The organism is Mesorhizobium sp. B2-1-3, assembly GCF_006442495.1.
Classification (GTDB): domain Bacteria; phylum Pseudomonadota; class Alphaproteobacteria; order Rhizobiales; family Rhizobiaceae; genus Mesorhizobium.
Genome location: NZ_VFWL01000015.1, coordinates 125,391 through 143,725, shown reverse-complemented (window position 1 = coordinate 143,725; position 18,335 = coordinate 125,391). Strand labels below are relative to the sequence as shown.

General features: G+C 63.1%; 15 protein-coding genes. 11 read left to right on the top strand and 4 right to left on the bottom strand.

All coding sequences use genetic code 11. The features are described 5' to 3' along the window. The first annotated feature begins 4 nt into the window (after window positions 1-4). From glmU to FJ973_RS22805, 3 genes are all read left to right on the top strand, one after another. Window positions 5-1,363: a bifunctional UDP-N-acetylglucosamine diphosphorylase/glucosamine-1-phosphate N-acetyltransferase GlmU gene (gene glmU, locus FJ973_RS22815; protein ID WP_140557818.1), complete on the top strand. Its 1,359-nt coding sequence runs from the start codon at window positions 5-7 to the stop codon at window positions 1,361-1,363. A 174-nt stretch (window positions 1,364-1,537) separates the two neighbouring features. Then, entirely contained in the window at window positions 1,538-3,361 is a 1,824-nt protein-coding gene (glmS, locus tag FJ973_RS22810; protein WP_140557816.1) for a glutamine--fructose-6-phosphate transaminase (isomerizing), read from the top strand. A gap of 94 nt (window positions 3,362-3,455) precedes the next feature. Next, window positions 3,456-4,208, top strand: coding sequence for a DUF502 domain-containing protein (locus FJ973_RS22805; RefSeq protein WP_140557815.1), 753 nt, complete (start codon window positions 3,456-3,458; stop codon window positions 4,206-4,208). Here FJ973_RS22805 and recG read toward each other — a convergent pair. Continuing rightward, window positions 4,160-6,268 (bottom strand): ATP-dependent DNA helicase RecG, encoded by a 2,109-nt coding sequence (gene recG / locus FJ973_RS22800; protein WP_140557813.1) that lies wholly within the window; start codon window positions 6,266-6,268, stop codon window positions 4,160-4,162. The genes FJ973_RS22805 and recG overlap by 49 nt on opposite strands. Window positions 6,269-6,360: 92 nt before the next feature. Here recG and FJ973_RS22795 point away from each other — a divergent pair, with 92 nt between their 5' ends. The 3 genes from FJ973_RS22795 (at window position 6,361) to FJ973_RS22785 (ending at window position 11,667) form a co-directional block, all read left to right on the top strand. Next, on the top strand, window positions 6,361-6,648 hold the full coding sequence (locus FJ973_RS22795) for a succinate dehydrogenase assembly factor 2 (protein WP_140498959.1): 288 nt from the start codon (window positions 6,361-6,363) through the stop codon (window positions 6,646-6,648). A gap of 11 nt (window positions 6,649-6,659) precedes the next feature. Continuing rightward, on the top strand, window positions 6,660-10,157 hold the full coding sequence (gene mfd / locus FJ973_RS22790) for a transcription-repair coupling factor (protein WP_140557811.1): 3,498 nt from the start codon (window positions 6,660-6,662) through the stop codon (window positions 10,155-10,157). 136 nt (window positions 10,158-10,293) lie between these two features. Next, entirely contained in the window at window positions 10,294-11,667 is a 1,374-nt protein-coding gene (locus FJ973_RS22785) for a 3-deoxy-7-phosphoheptulonate synthase class II (protein WP_140515265.1), read from the top strand. A gap of 46 nt (window positions 11,668-11,713) precedes the next feature. On the opposite strand, the gene FJ973_RS22780 is transcribed toward FJ973_RS22785, so the two are convergent. Then, window positions 11,714-12,784, bottom strand: coding sequence for a diguanylate cyclase (locus tag FJ973_RS22780; RefSeq protein ID WP_140525394.1), 1,071 nt, complete (start codon window positions 12,782-12,784; stop codon window positions 11,714-11,716). A gap of 327 nt (window positions 12,785-13,111) precedes the next feature. On the opposite strand from FJ973_RS22780, the gene FJ973_RS22775 reads away from it, so the two are divergent. Both FJ973_RS22775 and FJ973_RS22770 read left to right on the top strand, forming a co-directional pair. Beyond that, window positions 13,112-13,531, top strand: a complete 420-nt coding sequence (locus FJ973_RS22775) for a GFA family protein (RefSeq protein ID WP_140515267.1) — start codon at window positions 13,112-13,114, stop codon at window positions 13,529-13,531. 77 nt (window positions 13,532-13,608) lie between these two features. Beyond that, the gene (locus FJ973_RS22770) at window positions 13,609-13,968 is read left to right on the top strand and encodes a diacylglycerol kinase (protein ID WP_140557810.1); all 360 of its coding nucleotides are present in this window, start codon (window positions 13,609-13,611) and stop codon (window positions 13,966-13,968) included. Window positions 13,969-13,990: 22 nt separating this feature from the next. On the opposite strand, the gene FJ973_RS22765 is transcribed toward FJ973_RS22770, so the two are convergent. Both FJ973_RS22765 and FJ973_RS22760 read right to left on the bottom strand, forming a co-directional pair. Continuing rightward, window positions 13,991-14,578 (bottom strand): DedA family protein, encoded by a 588-nt coding sequence (locus tag FJ973_RS22765; RefSeq protein ID WP_140498949.1) that lies wholly within the window; start codon window positions 14,576-14,578, stop codon window positions 13,991-13,993. After that, a complete protein-coding gene (locus tag FJ973_RS22760; protein ID WP_140498947.1) occupies window positions 14,575-15,135 on the bottom strand; it encodes a DUF1003 domain-containing protein in 561 nt (186 codons plus the stop codon). The genes FJ973_RS22765 and FJ973_RS22760 overlap by 4 nt, the downstream gene beginning before the upstream one ends. Before the next feature lie 87 nt (window positions 15,136-15,222). Here FJ973_RS22760 and FJ973_RS22755 point away from each other — a divergent pair, with 87 nt between their 5' ends. From FJ973_RS22755 to FJ973_RS22745, 3 genes are all read left to right on the top strand, one after another. Then, window positions 15,223-15,939: a DNA-3-methyladenine glycosylase I gene (locus FJ973_RS22755; protein ID WP_140498945.1), complete on the top strand. Its 717-nt coding sequence runs from the start codon at window positions 15,223-15,225 to the stop codon at window positions 15,937-15,939. Between the two features lie 62 nt (window positions 15,940-16,001). After that, window positions 16,002-17,678, top strand: coding sequence for an NAD+ synthase (locus FJ973_RS22750; RefSeq protein ID WP_140557808.1), 1,677 nt, complete (start codon window positions 16,002-16,004; stop codon window positions 17,676-17,678). A 49-nt stretch (window positions 17,679-17,727) separates the two neighbouring features. Beyond that, window positions 17,728-18,141 (top strand): GNAT family N-acetyltransferase, encoded by a 414-nt coding sequence (locus FJ973_RS22745; RefSeq protein WP_140557807.1) that lies wholly within the window; start codon window positions 17,728-17,730, stop codon window positions 18,139-18,141. Window positions 18,142-18,335 lie beyond the last annotated feature (194 nt).

Below are 18,335 nucleotides of genomic sequence, written 5' to 3'. Positions count from 1 at the left end.
TTCCATGAACCAGAGAACATGCCTATCCGTCATCCTCGCCGCCGGCGAAGGCACGCGCATGAAGAGCGCGCTGCCCAAGGTGCTGCACCAGATCGCCGGGCTGCCGATGGTCGCGCATGTGGTCAAGGCGGCCGAGGCAGCGGGCGCCGGCGACCTTGCGCTGGTGATCGGCCACGGCGCCGAGGAGATGCGCAAGGCGGCGCAGAAATTCGCGCCGGAGGTAGAGGCTTTCGTGCAGGAAAAGCGCCTCGGCACTGCGCATGCGGTGCTTGCCGCGCGCGCTGCTATATCAAAAGGTTACGACGATATCCTCGTCATGTTCGGCGATACGCCGCTGATCGATCCGGACGCCCTCACGGCCGCGCGCCTGAAGCTGGCGCAAGGTGCTGCCGTCGTGGTCATCGGCTTCCGCACGGCGAACCCCACCGGCTATGGCCGCCTGATCGAAAAAGGTGGCAAGCTCGTCGCCATCCGCGAGGAAAAGGACTGCTCCGACGAGGAGAAGAAGATCACCTTCTGCAATGGCGGGCTGATGGCGATTGCCGGCAGCCAGGCGATGAAATTGCTCGACGCCGTCGGCAACAGGAACGCCAAGGGCGAATACTATCTCACCGATATCGTCGAGCTTGCCAGCAACCAGGGCCTCGATGTCGTCGCTACCGAAGCCAGCTTCGAGAATGCGCTCGGCATCAACAACCGCGCCGAGCTGGCGCAGGCCGAAGGCATCTGGCAGGCACGCCGCCGGCAGGAAGCGATGCTTTCGGGCGTGACGCTGATCGCACCAGAAACGGTGTATTTCTCGCACGACACCGAGATCGGCGCCGATACCATTGTCGAGCCGAACGTCTGGTTCGGGCCGGGTGTGAAGATTGCAGGCGGCGCCAGGATTCACGCCTTCAGCCATATCGAAGGCGCCATCGTCGCCGCTCATTGCGATGTCGGCCCCTTCGCGCGGCTGCGGCCGGGCGCCGATCTCAAACAGAAAGCCAAGGTCGGCAATTTCTGCGAGGTCAAGCAGGCCGTCATCGAGGAGGGCGCCAAGGTCAACCATTTGACCTATATCGGCGACGCGCGGGTGGGCGCCGGGGCCAACATCGGCGCCGGCACGATCACCTGCAATTATGACGGCTATCTGAAGCACTTCACCGATATCGGCGAGGGCGCCTTCGTCGGATCGAATTCCTCGCTTGTCGCGCCGGTCACCATTGGCAAGGGCGGCTATATCGCCTCGGGCAGCGTCATCACCGAAAGCGTGCCCGACGATGCGCTGGCCTTCGGGCGTGCCCGCCAGAAGACGATCCCCGGCAAAGGCAAGGAATTGCGCGAGCGCTTCGCGTCGGCCGCGGTTGCCAAAAAGAGGTAAAACCGGTCTTCAAAAACTGAACGATTGCAGTAACTGGATTGCAAGTGCGCTGTGTCATGATGCATGCGTACGAGACTGTTCCCATTACACGGAACGAAACGCAAAGTAACTTTCGCGAGAGCCCGGCAATCCGTAGATAGCGCCGGGTTCTGCCGGGGATTGGGGACTGTCTGCATGTGCGGTATCGTTGGAATTGTCGGCCATTCGCAGGTTGCGCCGCTCATCGTCGATGCGCTGAAGCGGCTTGAATATCGAGGCTACGATTCGGCCGGCGTCGCCACCATAGAGAAGGGGGCGCTTGGCCGCCGCCGCGCCGAAGGCAAGCTGGTCAATCTCGAGCGCAGGCTGAAGGACGAGCCGCTCGACGGCACGATCGGCATCGGTCACACCCGCTGGGCCACGCATGGCGTGCCGAACGAGACCAACGCGCATCCGCATTTTTCCAATGGCGTCGCCATCGTCCACAACGGCATCATCGAAAATTTCGCCGAGCTGCGCGACGAACTGATCCGCGACGGCTATTCCTTCTCGTCGCAGACCGACACCGAGGTCGTCGCGCATCTGGTGGCGCGGGAAGTCGCCAAAGGCTTGAAGCCGGTCGATGCCGCGCACAAGGCGCTCAAGCGGCTGGAAGGCGCCTTTGCGCTGGCGATCATGTTCACGGGCGACGAGGACCTCATCGTCGGCGCCCGCAACGGCCCGCCGCTGGCGGTCGGCCATGGCGACGGCGAGATGTTCCTGGGCTCCGACGCCATCGCGCTTGCCCCGTTCACCAATTCGATCACCTATCTGGAAGACGGCGACTGGGCGGTGGTGCGCCGCAGCGGTGTCGCCATCTTCGACATTGACGGCGAAAAGGTCGACCGCAAGCGCCAGCAGTCGCTCTCGACCAGCTTCATGGTCGACAAGGGCAATCGCCGCCACTTCATGGAGAAGGAAATCCATGAGCAGCCGGAGGTGATCTCGCACACGCTGGCCCATTACGTCGATTTTGTTTCCGGCGTCTCCAAGCCGCTCGACCTGCCATTCGATTTTGCTATGATTAACCGGTTGGCGATTTCGGCCTGCGGCACTGCCTATCTCGCCGGGCTGATCAGCAAATACTGGTTCGAGCGCTACGCTCGGCTCCCGGTCGACATCGATGTCGCCTCCGAATTTCGCTACCGCGAAATGCCGCTGTCGAAGAACGACGCCGCCTTCTTCATCTCGCAATCGGGCGAGACCGCCGACACGCTGGCCTCGCTGCGCTATTGCCGCAAGGCCGGCATGAAGATCGGCGCCGTCGTCAACGTGCGGGAATCGACCATGGCGCGCGAATCCGACGTCATCTTGCCGACGCTGGCCGGGCCGGAGATCGGTGTCGCCTCGACCAAGGCCTTCACCTGCCAGTTGTCGGTGCTGGCTTCGCTCGCCGTCCGGGCAGGCGTGGCGCGCGGCACGATTTCGCGGGACGAGGAAAAGTCGCTGGTGCGGGCGCTTTCCGAGGCGCCACGCTATGCCAACCAGGTGCTCAAACTCGAAGAGCAGATCGAACGGATCGCGCGGGAACTGTCGCGCTACAAGGACGTGCTCTATCTCGGACGCGACACCAATTTCCCGCTCGCCATGGAAGGCGCGCTGAAGCTCAAGGAGATCTCCTACATCCACGCCGAAGGCTATGCCGCGGGCGAGTTGAAGCATGGCCCGATCGCGCTTATCGACGAGAACATGCCGGTCATCGTCATCGCACCGCATGACCGCATCTTCGAGAAGACGGTGTCCAACATGCAGGAAGTGGCGGCGCGTGGCGGCAAGATCATCCTGATCACCGACGCCAAGGGCGCCGCGCAGGCGAGCGTGAAGACGATGGAGACGATCATCCTTCCGGACGTGCCGGAAATCATCTCGCCGATCATCTACGCGCTGCCGATCCAGATGCTGGCCTATTTCGCCGCCGTTTTCATGGGCACCGACGTCGACCAGCCGCGCAATCTGGCGAAATCGGTGACGGTGGAGTAGGCGTTTTTTAAACAGGTGCTTTAAAAACTTCACAGTTCCAAAGCGCCTTCCGGTTCACTAATGTTTGCGCTGCAACTCGCGCCCCGGTGAACCCATGTCAGATGCTCTCAAGACCTCCGGCATGACCCGGCTGAGGAACTATTTCCTCACAGGCTTCGTCGTCTGCGCGCCGCTGGCGATCACCGCCTATATCGCGTGGTCCTTCATCGGTTGGGTGGATTCCTGGGTCAAACCCTATATTCCGGCACGCTACAGTCCCGATACCTATCTGCCGTTCCCGGTTCCGGGGTTCGGGCTGATCGTGGCGCTTGTCCTGATCACGCTGATCGGGTTCATGACCGCCAATATCGTCGGCCGCGCCATCGTCAATTTCGGCGAGCGCCTGCTTGGCCGCATGCCGCTGGTGCGGGGCATCTATCGCTCGCTGAAGCAGATTTTCGAAACCGTGCTGTCGAACAAAGGTGACATGTTCCGCCAGGTCGGCTTGGTCGAATATCCGCGCAAGGGGGTCTGGTCGCTGGTGTTCGTGGCCAGCGAAAAGGAAACCGAGATCAACCAGAAGCTTGACCAGGAAGGCGATCCGCTGACCGCTGTCTTCATGCCTTGCACGCCCAATCCGACGACGGGCTTCCTGATGTATGTGCCGAAATCGGACATCGTGCTGCTCGACATGACGATCGAGGATGGCGCCAAGCTGATCGTCTCGGCCGGGCTGGTGGCGCCGGAGGTGAAAACGAAGCTGGTGATGCTGAATGGCGAGCCGATCACGGGCACCCTGGCCAATCCGCCGCTCGGGCCTTATCCCGCCCGCAGGAGCCGCACCGCCTCGTCGCGGCCGAACAAGTAGAGCAGCAGGCGCAGCGCTTCGCCGCGCTCGGTCTGCAGGTCCGGATCACGCGACAGGATCAGTCTTGCGTCATCGCGGGCCGCTTCGAGCAGGTCCGCATGCGCCTCGATGCGCGCGACCTGGAAGCCCGGCGTGCCGGACTGACGGGTGCCAAGCAATTCGCCTTCGCCGCGCAGCTTCAGGTCCTCCTCGGCGATCACGAAGCCATCCTCGGTCTCGCGCATCACCGACAGGCGCCGCTTGGCCGTTTCGCCGAGCGGATCCTTGTAGAGCAATACACAGGACGAAGGCTTGTCGCCGCGCCCGACGCGGCCGCGCAACTGGTGCAGCTGGGCGAGGCCGAAACGTTCGGCGTGTTCGATGACCATGATGGTCGCGTCCGGCACGTCGACGCCGACCTCGATGACGGTTGTGGCAATCAGGATGCGCGTCTCGCCTTGCTTGAAGGCGCGCATCGCTTCGTCCTTCTCGGCGCCCTTCATGCGGCCGTGGACAAGGCCGATCCGGTCGCCGAACAGCGGCTTCAAGGAAGCAAAGCGGTCTTCGGCCGACATCAGCTTTATCTCTTCGGATTCTTCCACGAGCGGGCATATCCAGTAGATTTTCTGGCCGCCGGCCACCGCTTCCACCATGCGATCGACGAGTTCGTCCAGCCGCTCAAGCGGCAGCGTGACGGTGCGGATCGGCTGGCGGCCGGCCGGCTTTTCCGTCAGCTTGGAGACGTCCATGTCGCCGAAGGCGGTCAGCACCAGCGTGCGCGGAATGGGGGTTGCCGTCATCACCAGCATGTCTGGCGCGTCGCCCTTGGCGGTGATGGCAAGCCGCTGGTGAACGCCGAAGCGATGCTGCTCGTCCACGACGGCAAGGACAAGATCGTGGAACGCCACCGTTTCCTGGAACAGCGCGTGCGTGCCGATGACGATGTCGATCTCGCCGCCGGCCAGTCCCGCCAGCGTTTCGGCGCGTTCGCGGCCCTTTTCGCGACCGGTGAGGATGGCCGTGCGCATGCCTGCCCGTTCCGCCAAAGGGGCGATCGTCGCCAGATGCTGGCGCGCCAGGATTTCGGTCGGCGCCATTAGGGCAGCCTGGCCGCCAGCCTCGACGGCACGCGCCATGGCCAGGAGCGCAACGACCGTCTTGCCGGAGCCGACGTCGCCTTGCAGGAGGCGCAGCATGCGCTCGGGGTCGGCGAGGTCTGCATTGATTTCGGCGAGCGCGAATTCCTGGGACGCGGTCAATGTGTAGGGCAGGGCCGCGCGCAGCTTGTCGACGATCCGGCTGTCGCCGGTGAGCGGCCGGCCGGACAGCCTGCGGACCCTCGACCGGACCAGGGCGAGCGACACCTGGCCCGCCAGCAACTCGTCATAGGCGAGGCGCCGCCATGCGGCGCCTTCGATGGCGACATCGATCGGGTCCGCGGGATGATGGATGCGGGCCAGCGCGTCACCGAAAGACGGGAAACTCTGGCGGCGCATGAAAGCACCATCCTGCCACTCAGGCAGTTCCGGCAGACGGCCGAGCGCCTGGCCGATGGCGCGGCGCAGCACCTTGGCGGACAGCCCCGCCGTGAGCGGATAGACCGGGTCGACCAGCGGCAGGTTTTCGGCGTCGCCGGCCAAGGCGATATGATCCGGGTGGACCATGGTCGGGCGCCCGTTGAACCATTCCATGCGTCCGGAGACCACGACATGCTCGCCCACAGGCATCGATTTTTCCAGATAGGCAGCATGGGCGTGGAAGAAGGTCAGCGCCACTTCGCCGGTATCGTCATGGGCGTAGACCCGGTAAGGCACCGACCTGTTGCCGCGCGGCGGCGGCTGGTGGCGGTCGATGCACAGGTCGAGCGTGACGATGGCGCCTTCGGCCGAGCCGGCAATGCCCGGCCGGTTGCGGCGGTCGATGACGGTATGCGGCAGCACGAACAGAAGATCGCCGGCGCGCGCCGCTCGGTCGCCGAGATCGGCCGCGACGACTTTTTCGATCAGCGCGCCGACCTTCGGCCCGACACCGGCGAGCGACGTGATCGGGACGAAAAGCGGGTCAAGGATGGAAGGACGCATGATGTCAGCTTATGTCGCGACGGCTGCAGCGCAAGGCTGACAGCCCCTTCTATCCACGCTATATGCGCCGCAGCAAGCGAGGATGCGGCACAATGACGGGAACGAAACGATCAAGCGAGGGGCTCGACGCCCGCCGCCGCAAGCTCTTGTTTCGCTCCTGGCACCGCGGCATGCGCGAGATGGACCTTATCCTTGGCACCTTCGCCGATGCTGAGATCGGCGCCTTGACCGGCGATGAAATCGACCAATATGAAAAGCTCCTCGATATTCCCGACACCGAGTTCCTGCCCTTGATCACCGGCGAACGTCCTGTTCCCGCCGAAATTGATTGTGCGGTCCTGCAAAAAATCATGGCTTCACGCCGGACAATGACCTTTTGAAGAACGCTTCCATGAGCCTCATTCCCACCATCGGCTTGCCGAAAGGCCGTGCCGGCCAGTTCATCGTCGACGGCGTCGCCGACGGCTATGAAGCCTTCGCGCTGGTGCAGGCGGCGCGCGAGATCGCGCCCGACAAGCCGGTGCTGTTCGTGGCGCGCGACGGGCAGCGCCTGCCGGCAATCACAGAGGCGCTGGCCTTTGCCGCTCCCGGCCTGCCCGTGCTGGAACTGCCCGCCTGGGACTGCCTGCCCTATGACCGCGTCTCGCCCGGCTCGGATGCGGCCGCCCGGCGGCTCGACGCGCTCGCCGCCATGATCGCGCTGGCGAGGAAGCCGCATCGCGCCGTCATTCTCACCACCGCCAATGCGCTGCTCCAGCGCATTCCGCCCGCGGATCTCATCGAGGCGCAGACCTTTCACGCCAAACCTGGCAACCAGATCGATATGAACGCGCTGGTGTCGCGGCTGGAGACATCGGGCTTCGAGCGGGTGCCGACGGTGCGCGGCATCGGCGAGTTCGCCGTGCGCGGCGGCATCCTTGACCTGTTCGCGCCTGGCTGGACCGAGGCGCTGAGGCTGGATTTTTTCGGCGATACGCTGGAATCGATCCGCGTCTTCGACGTGGCCACGCAGCGCACCACCGGGCAGCGCAAGTCCATGGCGCTGCAGGCGATGAGCGAGGTGGCGCTGACGCCCGAGACGATCAGCCGCTTCCGCCGCGCCTATATCGAAGCGTTCGGCGCGCCGTCGCGGGACGATGGGCTTTACGCCGCGGTCAGCGAAGGCCGGCGCTTCGCGGGCATGGAACATTGGCTGCCGTTCTTCTACGAGCGGTTGGAGACCGTGTTCGACTATCTGCCGGACACGCCTGTCGTTTTCGACCATCTGGCGCATGAAGCGCTTGCCGAACGCCACACGCTGATCCTCGATCACTACGAGGCGCGCAAAAAGCAGGCCGAAGGTGCGCTGAAGGACGCGGTGCCCTACAAGCCGGTGGCGCCGGACCTGCTTTACGTCTCGCCGGAAAATCTCGTCGCTTCTCTCGGACCGCGCGAAGCGATCGACTTCACCGCCTTCGACGCACCGGATGCGGGAGCAAGAAAGGTCTTCCACGCCGGCTCGCGCCATGGCCGCAGCTTCGCGGAAGAGCGCGCCGACCCCAACGTCAATGTCTTCGACGTGGCGGTGAAGCACATCGCCGACGAACGCGCGGCACGCCGCCGCGTCATTGTCGCCGGCTGGACCGAGGGCTCGCTCGACCGGCTCGGCCAAATTCTCGCCGAACATCGTCTGGGCAATCTTGCGCCGGTGGCGACCTTGGCGGAGGCGGAGAAACTCGAGCCGGGGCAGGCGGCATTGGCCGTGCTGCCGCTGGAATCCGGTTTCGAGACCGAAAGACTGGTCGTCGTCGCCGAACAGGACATTTTGGGCGACCGGCTGATCCGGCGCTCCAAGCGCAAGAAGCGCGCGTCCGACTTCATTGCCGAAGCCTCGGCCCTGTCGGCTGGCGACATCGTCGTCCATGCCGACCACGGCATTGGCCGCTTCATCGGCCTGCGCACAATCGAAGCCGTCGGGGCGCCGCATGATTGCCTGGAAATCCACTATGCCGGCGACGACCGGCTGTTCCTGCCGGTGGAAAACATCGAGCTCCTGTCGCGCTACGGCTCCGATACAGCCGAGGCGACACTCGACAAACTCGGCGGCGGCGCCTGGCAATCGCGCAAGGCGCGGCTGAAGAAACGCCTGCTCGACATGGCCGGGCAGTTGATCCGCATCGCCGCCGAACGGCAGATGCGCGCTGCACCCCCGCTGGTGCCGGCGGAAGGCCTCTATGGCGAGTTCGCCGCGCGCTTCCCCTATGAGGAGACCGATGACCAGCAGACGGCGATCGATTCCGTCAGGGACGATCTGGCGGCCGGCAAGCCGATGGACCGGCTGATCTGCGGCGATGTCGGTTTCGGCAAGACCGAGGTGGCGCTGCGCGCCGCCTTCATCGCGGCGATGGAAGGGTTCCAGGTGGCGGTCGTCGTGCCGACAACCCTGTTGTCCCGCCAGCATTTCAAGACCTTCTCGCAGCGCTTTTCCGGCCTGCCGATCCGCGTCGCCCAGGCATCGCGGCTGGTCGGCGCAAAGGATCTGGCAGAGACCAAGAAGGGCATTGCCGAAGGGACGGTGGATATCGTGGTCGGCACCCACGCGCTGCTCGGCAGCGCGATCTCGTTCAAGAATCTCGGCCTCCTGATCATCGATGAAGAGCAGCATTTTGGCGTCAAGCACAAGGAACGGCTGAAGGACCTGAAGACCGACGTCCACGTGCTGACGCTGTCGGCGACGCCTATCCCGCGCACGCTGCAACTGGCATTGACCGGCGTGCGCGAACTGTCGCTGATCGCCACGCCGCCGGTCGACCGCATGGCGGTGCGCACCTTCATCTCGCCCTTCGATCCGCTGGTCATTCGCGAGACGTTGTTGCGCGAGCGTTATCGCGGCGGCCATTCCTTCTATGTCGTGCCGCGCATCAGCGATCTGGCGGAAATCCATGATTTCCTGAACCAATCCGTGCCGGAACTGAAGGTGGCGGTGGCCCATGGCCAGATGCCGCCGGGCGAACTCGACGACATCATGAACGCCTTCTACGACGGCCAGTACGACGTTCTCTTGTCGACCACCATCGTCGAATCCGGCCTCGACATCCCGACCGCCAACACGCTGATCGTCCATCGCGCCGACATGTTCGGCCTGTCGCAGCTCTATCAGTTGCGCGGCCGTGTCGGGCGCTCGAAGGTGCGCGCCTACGCACTGTTCACACTGCCGGCCAACCGCAAGCTGACCGACACCGCCGAACGTCGGCTGAAAGTGCTGCAGTCGCTCGACACGCTGGGCGCCGGCTTCCAGCTCGCCAGCCACGACCTCGACATCAGAGGCGCAGGCAATCTGCTCGGCGAAGAGCAATCCGGCCACATCAAGGAAGTCGGCTTCGAGCTCTACCAGCAGATGCTGGAGGAGGCGGTCGCGGAGGTGAAGGATTCCGGCGAGGTGCTGGATGGCGGCTGGTCGCCGCAGATCGCCGTCGGCACGGCGGTGATGATCCCGGAGAGCTATGTGCCGGACCTGCAGCTCAGGCTGGCGCTCTATCGGCGCCTCGGCGACCTCGAGAGCACCGAGGAAATCGATGCTTTCGGCGCCGAGCTGATCGACCGTTTCGGCCCGCTGCCGGAGGAGGTGAAGCATCTGCTCAAGATCGTCTTCATCAAAGCCCTCTGCCGCAAGGCCAATGTCGAGAAGCTCGATGCCGGGCCGAAGGGCGTGGTCATCCATTTCCGCAAGCGCGAGTTTTCCAACCCGGTCGGACTGGTCAAATTTATCGGCGAGCAAGGCTCGCTGGCAAAGATCCGGCCGGACCAAAGTGTCGTCTTCACCCGCGACTGGCCAACGGCGGAAAAGCGTTTGGCGGGCTCGGCTGTCGTCATGACGCAACTGGCGCGGCTGGTAGAGAAGGCGGCGTAGCCAGCCCGGCCCATTCGCCAGCGCTGAAATTCCGGTCTAGAATAGGAAATCGGCTTCGTGTATGGAGCCGCCACCCCACATGGGGGCTGGAAATGGCGGGCGAGGGTGCTTGCCGGAAAGAGCGTTGGGTGCAGCGATGACGAAATGGTCGCCGAATTCGTGGAGGGCAAAGCCGATCAAGCAGGTCCCTGCTTATCCGGACCTTGCCGCGCTGAAGAACACGGAGGCCCAGCTCGCCACCTTTCCGCCGCTGGTTTTTGCCGGCGAGGCGCGCAAGCTGAAGAAGCAACTGGCCAGCGTTGCCGCCGGCGAGGCGTTCCTGCTCCAGGGCGGCGACTGCGCCGAGAGCTTTGCCGAACATGGCGCGGACAACATCCGCGACTTCTTCCGCGTCTTCCTGCAAATGTCGGTGGTGCTGACCTTCGCCGGTGCGCAGCCGGTGGTGAAGATCGGCCGCGTTGCGGGCCAGTTCGCCAAGCCACGCTCGTCCGACAACGAGACCAAGGGCGAGGTGACGCTGCCGAGCTATCGCGGCGACATCATCAATGGCATCGAATTCGACCTCAAGTCGCGCATTCCCGATCCTGCCCGCCAGGAAATGGCGTACCGTCAGTCGGCGGCAACGCTCAATCTTTTGCGCGCCTTCGCGCAGGGCGGCTACGCCAGCCTGGAGAATGTGCATCGCTGGATGCTCGGCTTCGTCTCCGACAGCCCGCAGGCCGAAAAATACGAGTCGCTTGCCAACCGCATCACCGAGACGATGGATTTCATGCGCGCGGTCGGCATCACCTCCGAAACCAATTTCGCGCTGCGCGAGACTGATTTCTATACCAGCCACGAGGCGCTGCTGCTCGGCTATGAGGAAGCGCTGACGCGTGTCGATTCGACCTCCGGCGACTGGTACGCGACGTCTGGCCACATGATCTGGATCGGTGACCGCACCCGCCAGCCCGACCATGCGCATGTCGAATATTGCCGCGGCATCAAGAACCCGCTCGGCCTGAAATGCGGCCCGTCGCTGACGCCGGACGGCTTGCTGGAACTGATCGACCTGCTCAACCCCGAGAACGAGCCAGGCAGGCTGACGCTGATCGCGCGCTTCGGTTCCGACAAGGTCGCCGAGCATCTGCCGAAGCTGGTGCGGGCGGTGCAGAAGGAAGGCCGTAGCGTCGTCTGGTCGTCAGACCCGATGCATGGCAACACGATCGAGGCGGCCGGCTACAAGACGCGGCCGTTCGACCGCATCCTGAAGGAGGTGCAGACGTTCTTCGAGGTGCACCGCGCCGAAGGCACGCATCCGGGCGGCATCCATGTCGAGATGACCGGCAAGAACGTGACTGAATGCACTGGCGGTGCCCGCGCCATCACCGCCGAGGAATTGCAGGACCGCTATCACACCCATTGCGACCCGCGCCTCAATGCCGACCAGGCCATCGAACTGGCGTTCCTGGTGTCGGACCTGCTCAAGAAAAGCCACCCGGTGCAACACAAGCAGGTCGCCAACGGCTGACCCCCGTCCAAAGCAGTTCACAGGAAAAGCGCTTCCTGCCGAAAAATCAGTCTTGCTTGTAGAGCAGCCAGCTCTTGCCGGCGCGGCCCGCCATCGTCGAATGCCTGGTCACGCGGTTACGTCCGCTGACCTTTGAGCGGTAAAGCGCCCGGTCTGCCTTGCTGTAGAGGTCTTCAGGGCCCTCGGCTTCGGATGCCATGCAGATGCCCATCGAGACGGTGACGGTGCCGTAATTCATGCCGGTCTGGCTGCTGGTGAAAGGCGACTGCTCGATCAGCGCGCGAATGCGTTCGGCGATTTCGTAGGTGGCGTCCTCGCTTGCGCCCTCGACGATCAGCGCGAATTCCTCGCCGCCGGTGCGGGCGACGAACATGTCGGCGCGAATGCTGGTCTGGAATATATCGGCGATGATCTGGAGGATCTTGTCGCCGACGGGATGGCCGTACCTGTCGTTGATGTCCTTGAACCGATCGATGTCGGCGAGGATCAATGCATTGAACAGGATGCCTTTGTTGCTGTTGTAGATCCTGGTGATTTCCTTGTCGAAGGCGCGACGGTTCCAGATTTGCGTCAGGGGGTCGGTGTCGGCCAGGCGCTTGTATTCCTCGAGCTTCGACTTGACGCTTTCCAGTTCCTCGGTCTTGTCGCTGAGCGTCGAGGCAACTTGCCGGCCATGATCGATCGTCGAATTGGTGGCGACCGCCATGGCGTTGACGATCTTCTGCAGAACATCCGGCGACAGCAGGCTGTTTCTGCCGAGTCCGCTCGACGTTTCGTTGAGGATCCTGCCGTATTTCTCGATGTGGCTGCGCTCGCTCCTCAGCAGCGAAGCGATGTCCTCAAGTTCATTGGCGATGACTTCCCTGGCGTGCTCGACGATGCCGGAGCCATGGTTCTGGGCAAAGAAGGCGCGTCCGATCTGGTCGATGTCGTCCTGTGTCGGTCGGCCGCTCAGCGACACGACGGCAAGGCTGAGCTCGCGATTGGATCCGCTCAAGGCCTCGTAGAAGATCTCGTAGTTGCGTGGCAGGCCGAGCACGCCGAGCTGGCGCATTGTGGCGAGGACAGTGCTCGCAATATCGGTGCTTCGTTCGCTCTGGGCGGCTGCCGGCTGCATGTTCTGTTCACTCTTCCCCGGGAACACGCTGCGACATTCGCAGGCATCCAATGTCGCCGACCTGGGGAACGCTGGCCATTCCAGTCCATCTTGCGAAGAAGGCGCGTCCCCACTCACGACTTTCGCTTGCGAGGATCATAGATGCAGCAGCGCTAAAGTTTCCTTAATCCGCTGAATCCGGCCTGTTTTTCGCTGATTCCGGCTGGACAGGCCTTTCATCTGTGAACAAACAATTCCCGAGCGTGCCAAATGCATGTCGCATTTTCTTGCGCGCAGCCATCGAAAAGCTGGGATCCTCTCAGCAGCGATTTCTTTTGGGATGGTGCGATGAGTGAAAATCATACGGGATCGTGTCTATGCGGAGCGGTTCGCTTCAGGACACGAGGGCCGTTGCGCGGCGTCATCTATTGCCATTGCTCGCAATGTCGCAAGCAGAGTGGACATTTCTACGCCGCAACCAATGTCCCGGACGCCAATATCGATATCGACGGCGCCGACAACATCACCTGGTATGAGGCGTCCGCCTTCGCCGGGCGCGGTTTTTGCAAGACATGCGGATCGCTGCTTTTCTGGAAACCGCGGGACAACGCCTATGTTTCGGTTCTGGCGGGATCGTTCGATGAACCGACAGGCCTCGAGGGCCAATGCCACATTTTCGTGGGTGACAAGGGCGATTATTATTCGATCGACGACGCGCTGCCTCAATTCGAGAAGTCGACCCCATCGGTGAAGGTCGCCGACGAATGAATTTTGGGCGAGCCAGCTTATTCCATTGATCGGGCCATTGCTTTATCCCGTGCCGGTGATTCGCAAAGGGGTTTGGCATGCAGCGGCTGATCGACGCTTATTTCAACTCGCTGCGGGCGTTCCGCAAGCTGGCCGCAACTGAAAAAGCTTTCCAGCAGGAGCTGGCGCTGCTCGCCCTTGCCCTTCCGATCGGCTGGTTCGTTTCGGTGTCGTGGCGCGGCTACGCGCTGCTGATCGGCGCGGTGCTGCTCCTGATCATGGTCGAGGTGCTGAACACCGGCATCGAAGCGGCCTGCGATGCCTTTAGCCGCGAATTCAATGTCGACATCCAGCTGGCCAAGGACTGCGGTTCGCTGGCGGTACTGATCTCCGTGGCGATCGTCGCCGGCGTCTGGGGCATCGCGATCATCGAGCGTATCGTCGGGCTGCCGATCTGAGCTTTCGACCGCCGGCCGGCGGTCAGTTTTCCCTGGCGCGTTCCTTTCGGGCGAAATGGCGGGCGATGAGCCAGGCGAGTACGGCCACGGCCAGGCCGATAGCCAGGCCCACCAATATCCGCTCATGGCGAAGCAGCGCCTGGCCGATGAAATGCTCGGCGCCCAACCCGAAGACATAGCCGATGGTGCTGAACAGCACCGCCCAGACCGCCGAGGAAATGGCGTTCAAGACGATGAAGCGGGGTGCTGCGATGTTCGACAGGCCGGCCGCGATGCCACCGACCAGGCGCATGCCATAGACGTAGCGGTTCGACAGCACGAAGATGTTGGGATGGGTGTTGAGCAGACGATAGGCGCGGCGGAAGCCGGGCCGCTTGCGCAACCCGACGACATAGCGATGGTCCGCGAAACTTCTCCCCAGGATGAAGAAGCAGGTGTCGCCGGCGAAGGCCCCAAGCGCTGCCACGACGACAGTCTGCCAGAGGACGAAGATATGCTGATGGGCGAAGAAGCCGCCGAGTATGGCGGCACTCTCGCCCTCGGCGACACAGCCCAGAAAAACGGCGATCAGCCCGTATTGTTCGATGAAATGATGGATCGCGTCGCTCATGACGGCGATTGCTGCGACAGCCTCTCGTCGATCCGCTTGACCAGTTCGGTCAGCCGCACGATCTCGTCGCGCATGCCGATGATCTGGCCGTGGCGCATTTCGTCCAGCTTTTCATGCAGCGCCATGATCTCGATCTCGGCCTTCAGATTGACCTCGTAGTCGTGGGCGGCATCGATGCGGTCGCGCTCGGTCTGGCGGTTCTGCGCCATCATGATCACCGGCGCCTGCAGCGCCGCGACCATGGACAGGACGAGATTGAGGAAGATGAACGGGTAGGGATCGAAGGCGTCGCGCGCCAGAAGCCAGGCATTGGCTGATGTCCAGACGATCAGGAAGGCAATGAAGCCAAGGATGAACGACCAGGAACCGCCAATGCGGGCGATGCTATCGGCAAGGCGGTCGCCAAAGGTCTGGTGGAAGGCGACGGCCTTGTTGGTGTCCCTGGAGATCGTTGTGCGCTCGAGCGTCGACTGCAGCACCCGGTTCTCCAGGGCACTGAGACCGTCCGGCTTTCGTCTCAGCCAGCGGTTCGCCAGATCGTCGATCGTCTTGTTCATGGCCGTCTCCAAGGGCTTGGCTGGCGATAGAGGTAGAGGCTGCCGGCCCGCGCGGGAAGTGCTAGATTGAGGGAACCGGAGGGACTTATGGTCGACTTCAAGAAAATTCGCGCTCGCGCCGCAAAGCGCAAGGGCGGCGAGGAGGAACTGGTCTCGCTGCTCGGGCCGATTCCCGACAACGCCGCCGTGGCCGACATCGGCGATGACCGTATCCTGTCGACGATGGCCGAGCGCGTCTTCGCCGCCGGTTTCGTCTGGCGCGTCATCGAGCAGAAATGGCCCGGATTCGAAGAGGTGTTCCTGCGCTTCGAGCCGAAGCGGTTGCTGTTCCAGCCTGACGATTTCTGGCATGAACTGGCATCCGACCAGCGCATCGTGCGCAATCCGCAGAAGATCAAATCCGTTCGCGACAACGCTGCCTTCGTCGAGCGCGTGTCAAAAGAGCATGGCGGCTTCGGCACATTCCTCGCCGAGTGGCCCGCCGACGACCAGGTCGGGCTGATGGCCTATCTCGGCAAGCATGGCAGCCGGCTCGGCGGCAATACCGGCCAGTATTTCCTGCGCTGGCTGGGTTGGGACGCCTTCGTCATTTCGGCCGACATGGCGGCCGCCCTTCGCGATGCCGGGCTCGATATCGCCGAAAGCCCGACGTCGAAGAAGGATCTCGACAAGATCCAGGCCCAGGTCAACCGTTGGGTTGCGGATACCGGCCTGCCGCGCCGGCACATTTCGCGCATCCTGGCGATGTCGATCGGGGAGAACCATTCGCCGCAGGCGCTGCGCGACTATATGGGCAACGACTGATGTCGAAATTGGCCCAAGCAAACGCCATTGCGGGGCGAATTTTGCCGCGCTAAGTCAGCAGCATGACCAAGAAGCCCGACATACTGCGCATCGCCGTTGCCCAGCTCAATCCGACAGTCGGCGACGTCGCCGGCAATCTCGCCAAGGCCCGCGAGGCGAGGGCGGATGCCGCGCGTCAAGGCGCCGATCTCGTGCTCTACACCGAGCTTTTCCTCGCCGGCTATCCGCCTGAGGATCTGGTGCTGAAGCCCGCCTTCCTGAAGGCCTGCGAGCGGGCCGCGCAGGAGATTGCCGCCGACACCGTCGATGGCGGTCCCGGCGTCATCATCGGCACGCCGCTAAAGCGCAAGACCGGCACCCACAACTCGATCGTCTTCGCCGATGGCGGCAAGATCATCGCCGAGCGCTATAAGCTCGATCTGCCGAATTATGGCGAGTTCGACGAGAAGCGCGTCTTCCAGGCCGGACCGGAGATCCAGGGGCCCGTCAATTTCCGCGGCGTGCGTCTGGGAATCCCGATCTGCGAGGACATTTGGGGCGACATCGGCGTCTGCGAGACGCTGGCCGAGAGCGGCGCGGAAATCCTGCTGGTGCCGAACGGCTCGCCCTATTACCGCGCCAAGATCGATGTGCGCCACCAGGTCGTCATCCGCCAGGTCATCGAATGCGGGCTGCCGATGATCTACGCAAACCAGCTCGGCGGCCAGGACGAGCTGATCTTCGACGGCGCGTCGTTTGCCATAGGTGCCGACAAGCGGCTTGCTTTCCAGATGAGCCAGTTCGAGGAGGCGGTCGACATCACCACCTGGAGGAGACGGGGCGAAAACTGGGTCTGTTCGGAAGGACCGATGTCGAAGATCCCCGAACGGGAGGAGGCCGACTACCGCGCCTGCATGCTGGGCTTGCGCGATTACGTCAACAAGAACGGTTTCAAGAACGTCGTGCTCGGCCTGTCGGGCGGCATCGATTCGGCCATCTGCGCGGCCCTTGCCGTCGATGCGCTGGGCGAGGAGCGGCTGCGCGCGGTAATGATGCCTTACCGCTATACGTCGAAGGATTCGCTCAAGGATGCTGAAGACTGTGCCCGCGCACTCGGCTGCCGCTATGACATCGTGCCGATCTTCGAGCCGGTCGAAGGTTTCCTTCATGCGCTGACGCAGCTTTTCGAAGGCACCAAGGAAGGCATCACCGAGGAGAACTTGCAGAGCCGCGCGCGCGGCACCATCCTGATGGCGATTTCCAACAAATTCGGCTCGATGGTGGTTACGACAGGCAACAAGAGCGAGATGTCGGTCGGCTATGCAACGCTCTATGGCGACATGAATGGGGGCTTCAATCCGATCAAGGACCTGTACAAGATGCAGGTCTATGCACTGTCGCGCTGGCGCAACAGCCACGTGCCGCCGGGCGCGCTCGGACCGTCGGGCGAGGTGATCCCGAAGAACATCATCGACAAGGCGCCGTCGGCGGAACTGCGCGAGAACCAGATCGATCAGGATTCGCTGCCGCCCTATCCGGTGCTGGACGACATCCTCGAATGCCTGGTCGAGAACGAGATGGGCGTCGACGACATCGTCGCGCGCGGCCATGACCGGGCGACGGTGACGCGCATCGAGCACCTGCTCTACGTCGCCGAATACAAACGCCGGCAGGCGGCGCCCGGCGTGAAGATCACCAGGAAGAATTTCGGCCGCGACCGCCGTTATCCCATCACCAACCGGTTTAGGGACCGCGGCTAGACACCGTTTCCGGCCGAAATTCGCGTCATGCCGCAGGCGAGGGGTAGCGATGCCTGACTGTGAGATCAGCTTCGATCTGTCACGGATCGACTTCAGGGCGACATCCGACCTGTTGATGGCAAGCTATTGGGGCGGCGGGCGCAGCGACGAAACGCACCGCTGCGCCTTTGCCAATTCGCTCTGCGCCGCGGCTTATATCGACGGCAGCCAGGTGGGATTCGGCAGGGCGATCACCGACCGCACGGTGTTTGCCTATCTGGCCGATATCATCGTCTGGCCGCAGCATCGCGGGCAGGGCATCGGCTCGCGGCTGGTACGGGCGCTGATCGATCATCCCGAGCTCGGTAGCGTTTCGCACTGGAGCCTGTCGACCAACGACGCGCATGGGGTTTATGAAAGACTGGGATTCAAGGCATCGACGGATGGCCGGTACATGCGCCTCGATCGTAAGCCGATCCCCTGAAAAAGCGCCATTGCCGTTGTTGCAAATTTATCCCAGTGCTTGGGCCAGATGCCGTTTTTGGTGACCGCCAGCCTTGGCGATGCGATGCGGCATCTCTATAAGGGCCTCTCCGCGATTCCCTTTAGGGAGGACCGAATGCCAGGATTTGACATCGTTATGCGAGGCCGCGAAGCCTAGGTCCCGACCGGCGCGCC

Coding starts and splice junctions, on each gene's coding strand:
- FJ973_RS22775 (WP_140515267.1), top strand. CDS start 13,112: ATGAGTGAAAATCATACGGGATCGTGTCTATGCGGAGCGGTTCGCTTC.
- FJ973_RS22780 (WP_140525394.1), bottom strand. CDS start 12,784: ATGCAGCCGGCAGCCGCCCAGAGCGAACGAAGCACCGATATTGCGAGC.
- FJ973_RS22760 (WP_140498947.1), bottom strand. CDS start 15,135: ATGAACAAGACGATCGACGATCTGGCGAACCGCTGGCTGAGACGAAAG.
- mfd (WP_140557811.1), top strand. CDS start 6,660: ATGAGCCTCATTCCCACCATCGGCTTGCCGAAAGGCCGTGCCGGCCAG.
- FJ973_RS22745 (WP_140557807.1), top strand. CDS start 17,728: ATGCCTGACTGTGAGATCAGCTTCGATCTGTCACGGATCGACTTCAGG.
- FJ973_RS22750 (WP_140557808.1), top strand. CDS start 16,002: ATGACCAAGAAGCCCGACATACTGCGCATCGCCGTTGCCCAGCTCAAT.
- FJ973_RS22805 (WP_140557815.1), top strand. CDS start 3,456: ATGTCAGATGCTCTCAAGACCTCCGGCATGACCCGGCTGAGGAACTAT.
- FJ973_RS22755 (WP_140498945.1), top strand. CDS start 15,223: ATGGTCGACTTCAAGAAAATTCGCGCTCGCGCCGCAAAGCGCAAGGGC.
- FJ973_RS22770 (WP_140557810.1), top strand. CDS start 13,609: ATGCAGCGGCTGATCGACGCTTATTTCAACTCGCTGCGGGCGTTCCGC.
- FJ973_RS22795 (WP_140498959.1), top strand. CDS start 6,361: ATGACGGGAACGAAACGATCAAGCGAGGGGCTCGACGCCCGCCGCCGC.
- glmS (WP_140557816.1), top strand. CDS start 1,538: ATGTGCGGTATCGTTGGAATTGTCGGCCATTCGCAGGTTGCGCCGCTC.
- glmU (WP_140557818.1), top strand. CDS start 5: ATGAACCAGAGAACATGCCTATCCGTCATCCTCGCCGCCGGCGAAGGC.
- recG (WP_140557813.1), bottom strand. CDS start 6,268: ATGCGTCCTTCCATCCTTGACCCGCTTTTCGTCCCGATCACGTCGCTC.
- FJ973_RS22765 (WP_140498949.1), bottom strand. CDS start 14,578: ATGAGCGACGCGATCCATCATTTCATCGAACAATACGGGCTGATCGCC.
- FJ973_RS22785 (WP_140515265.1), top strand. CDS start 10,294: ATGACGAAATGGTCGCCGAATTCGTGGAGGGCAAAGCCGATCAAGCAG.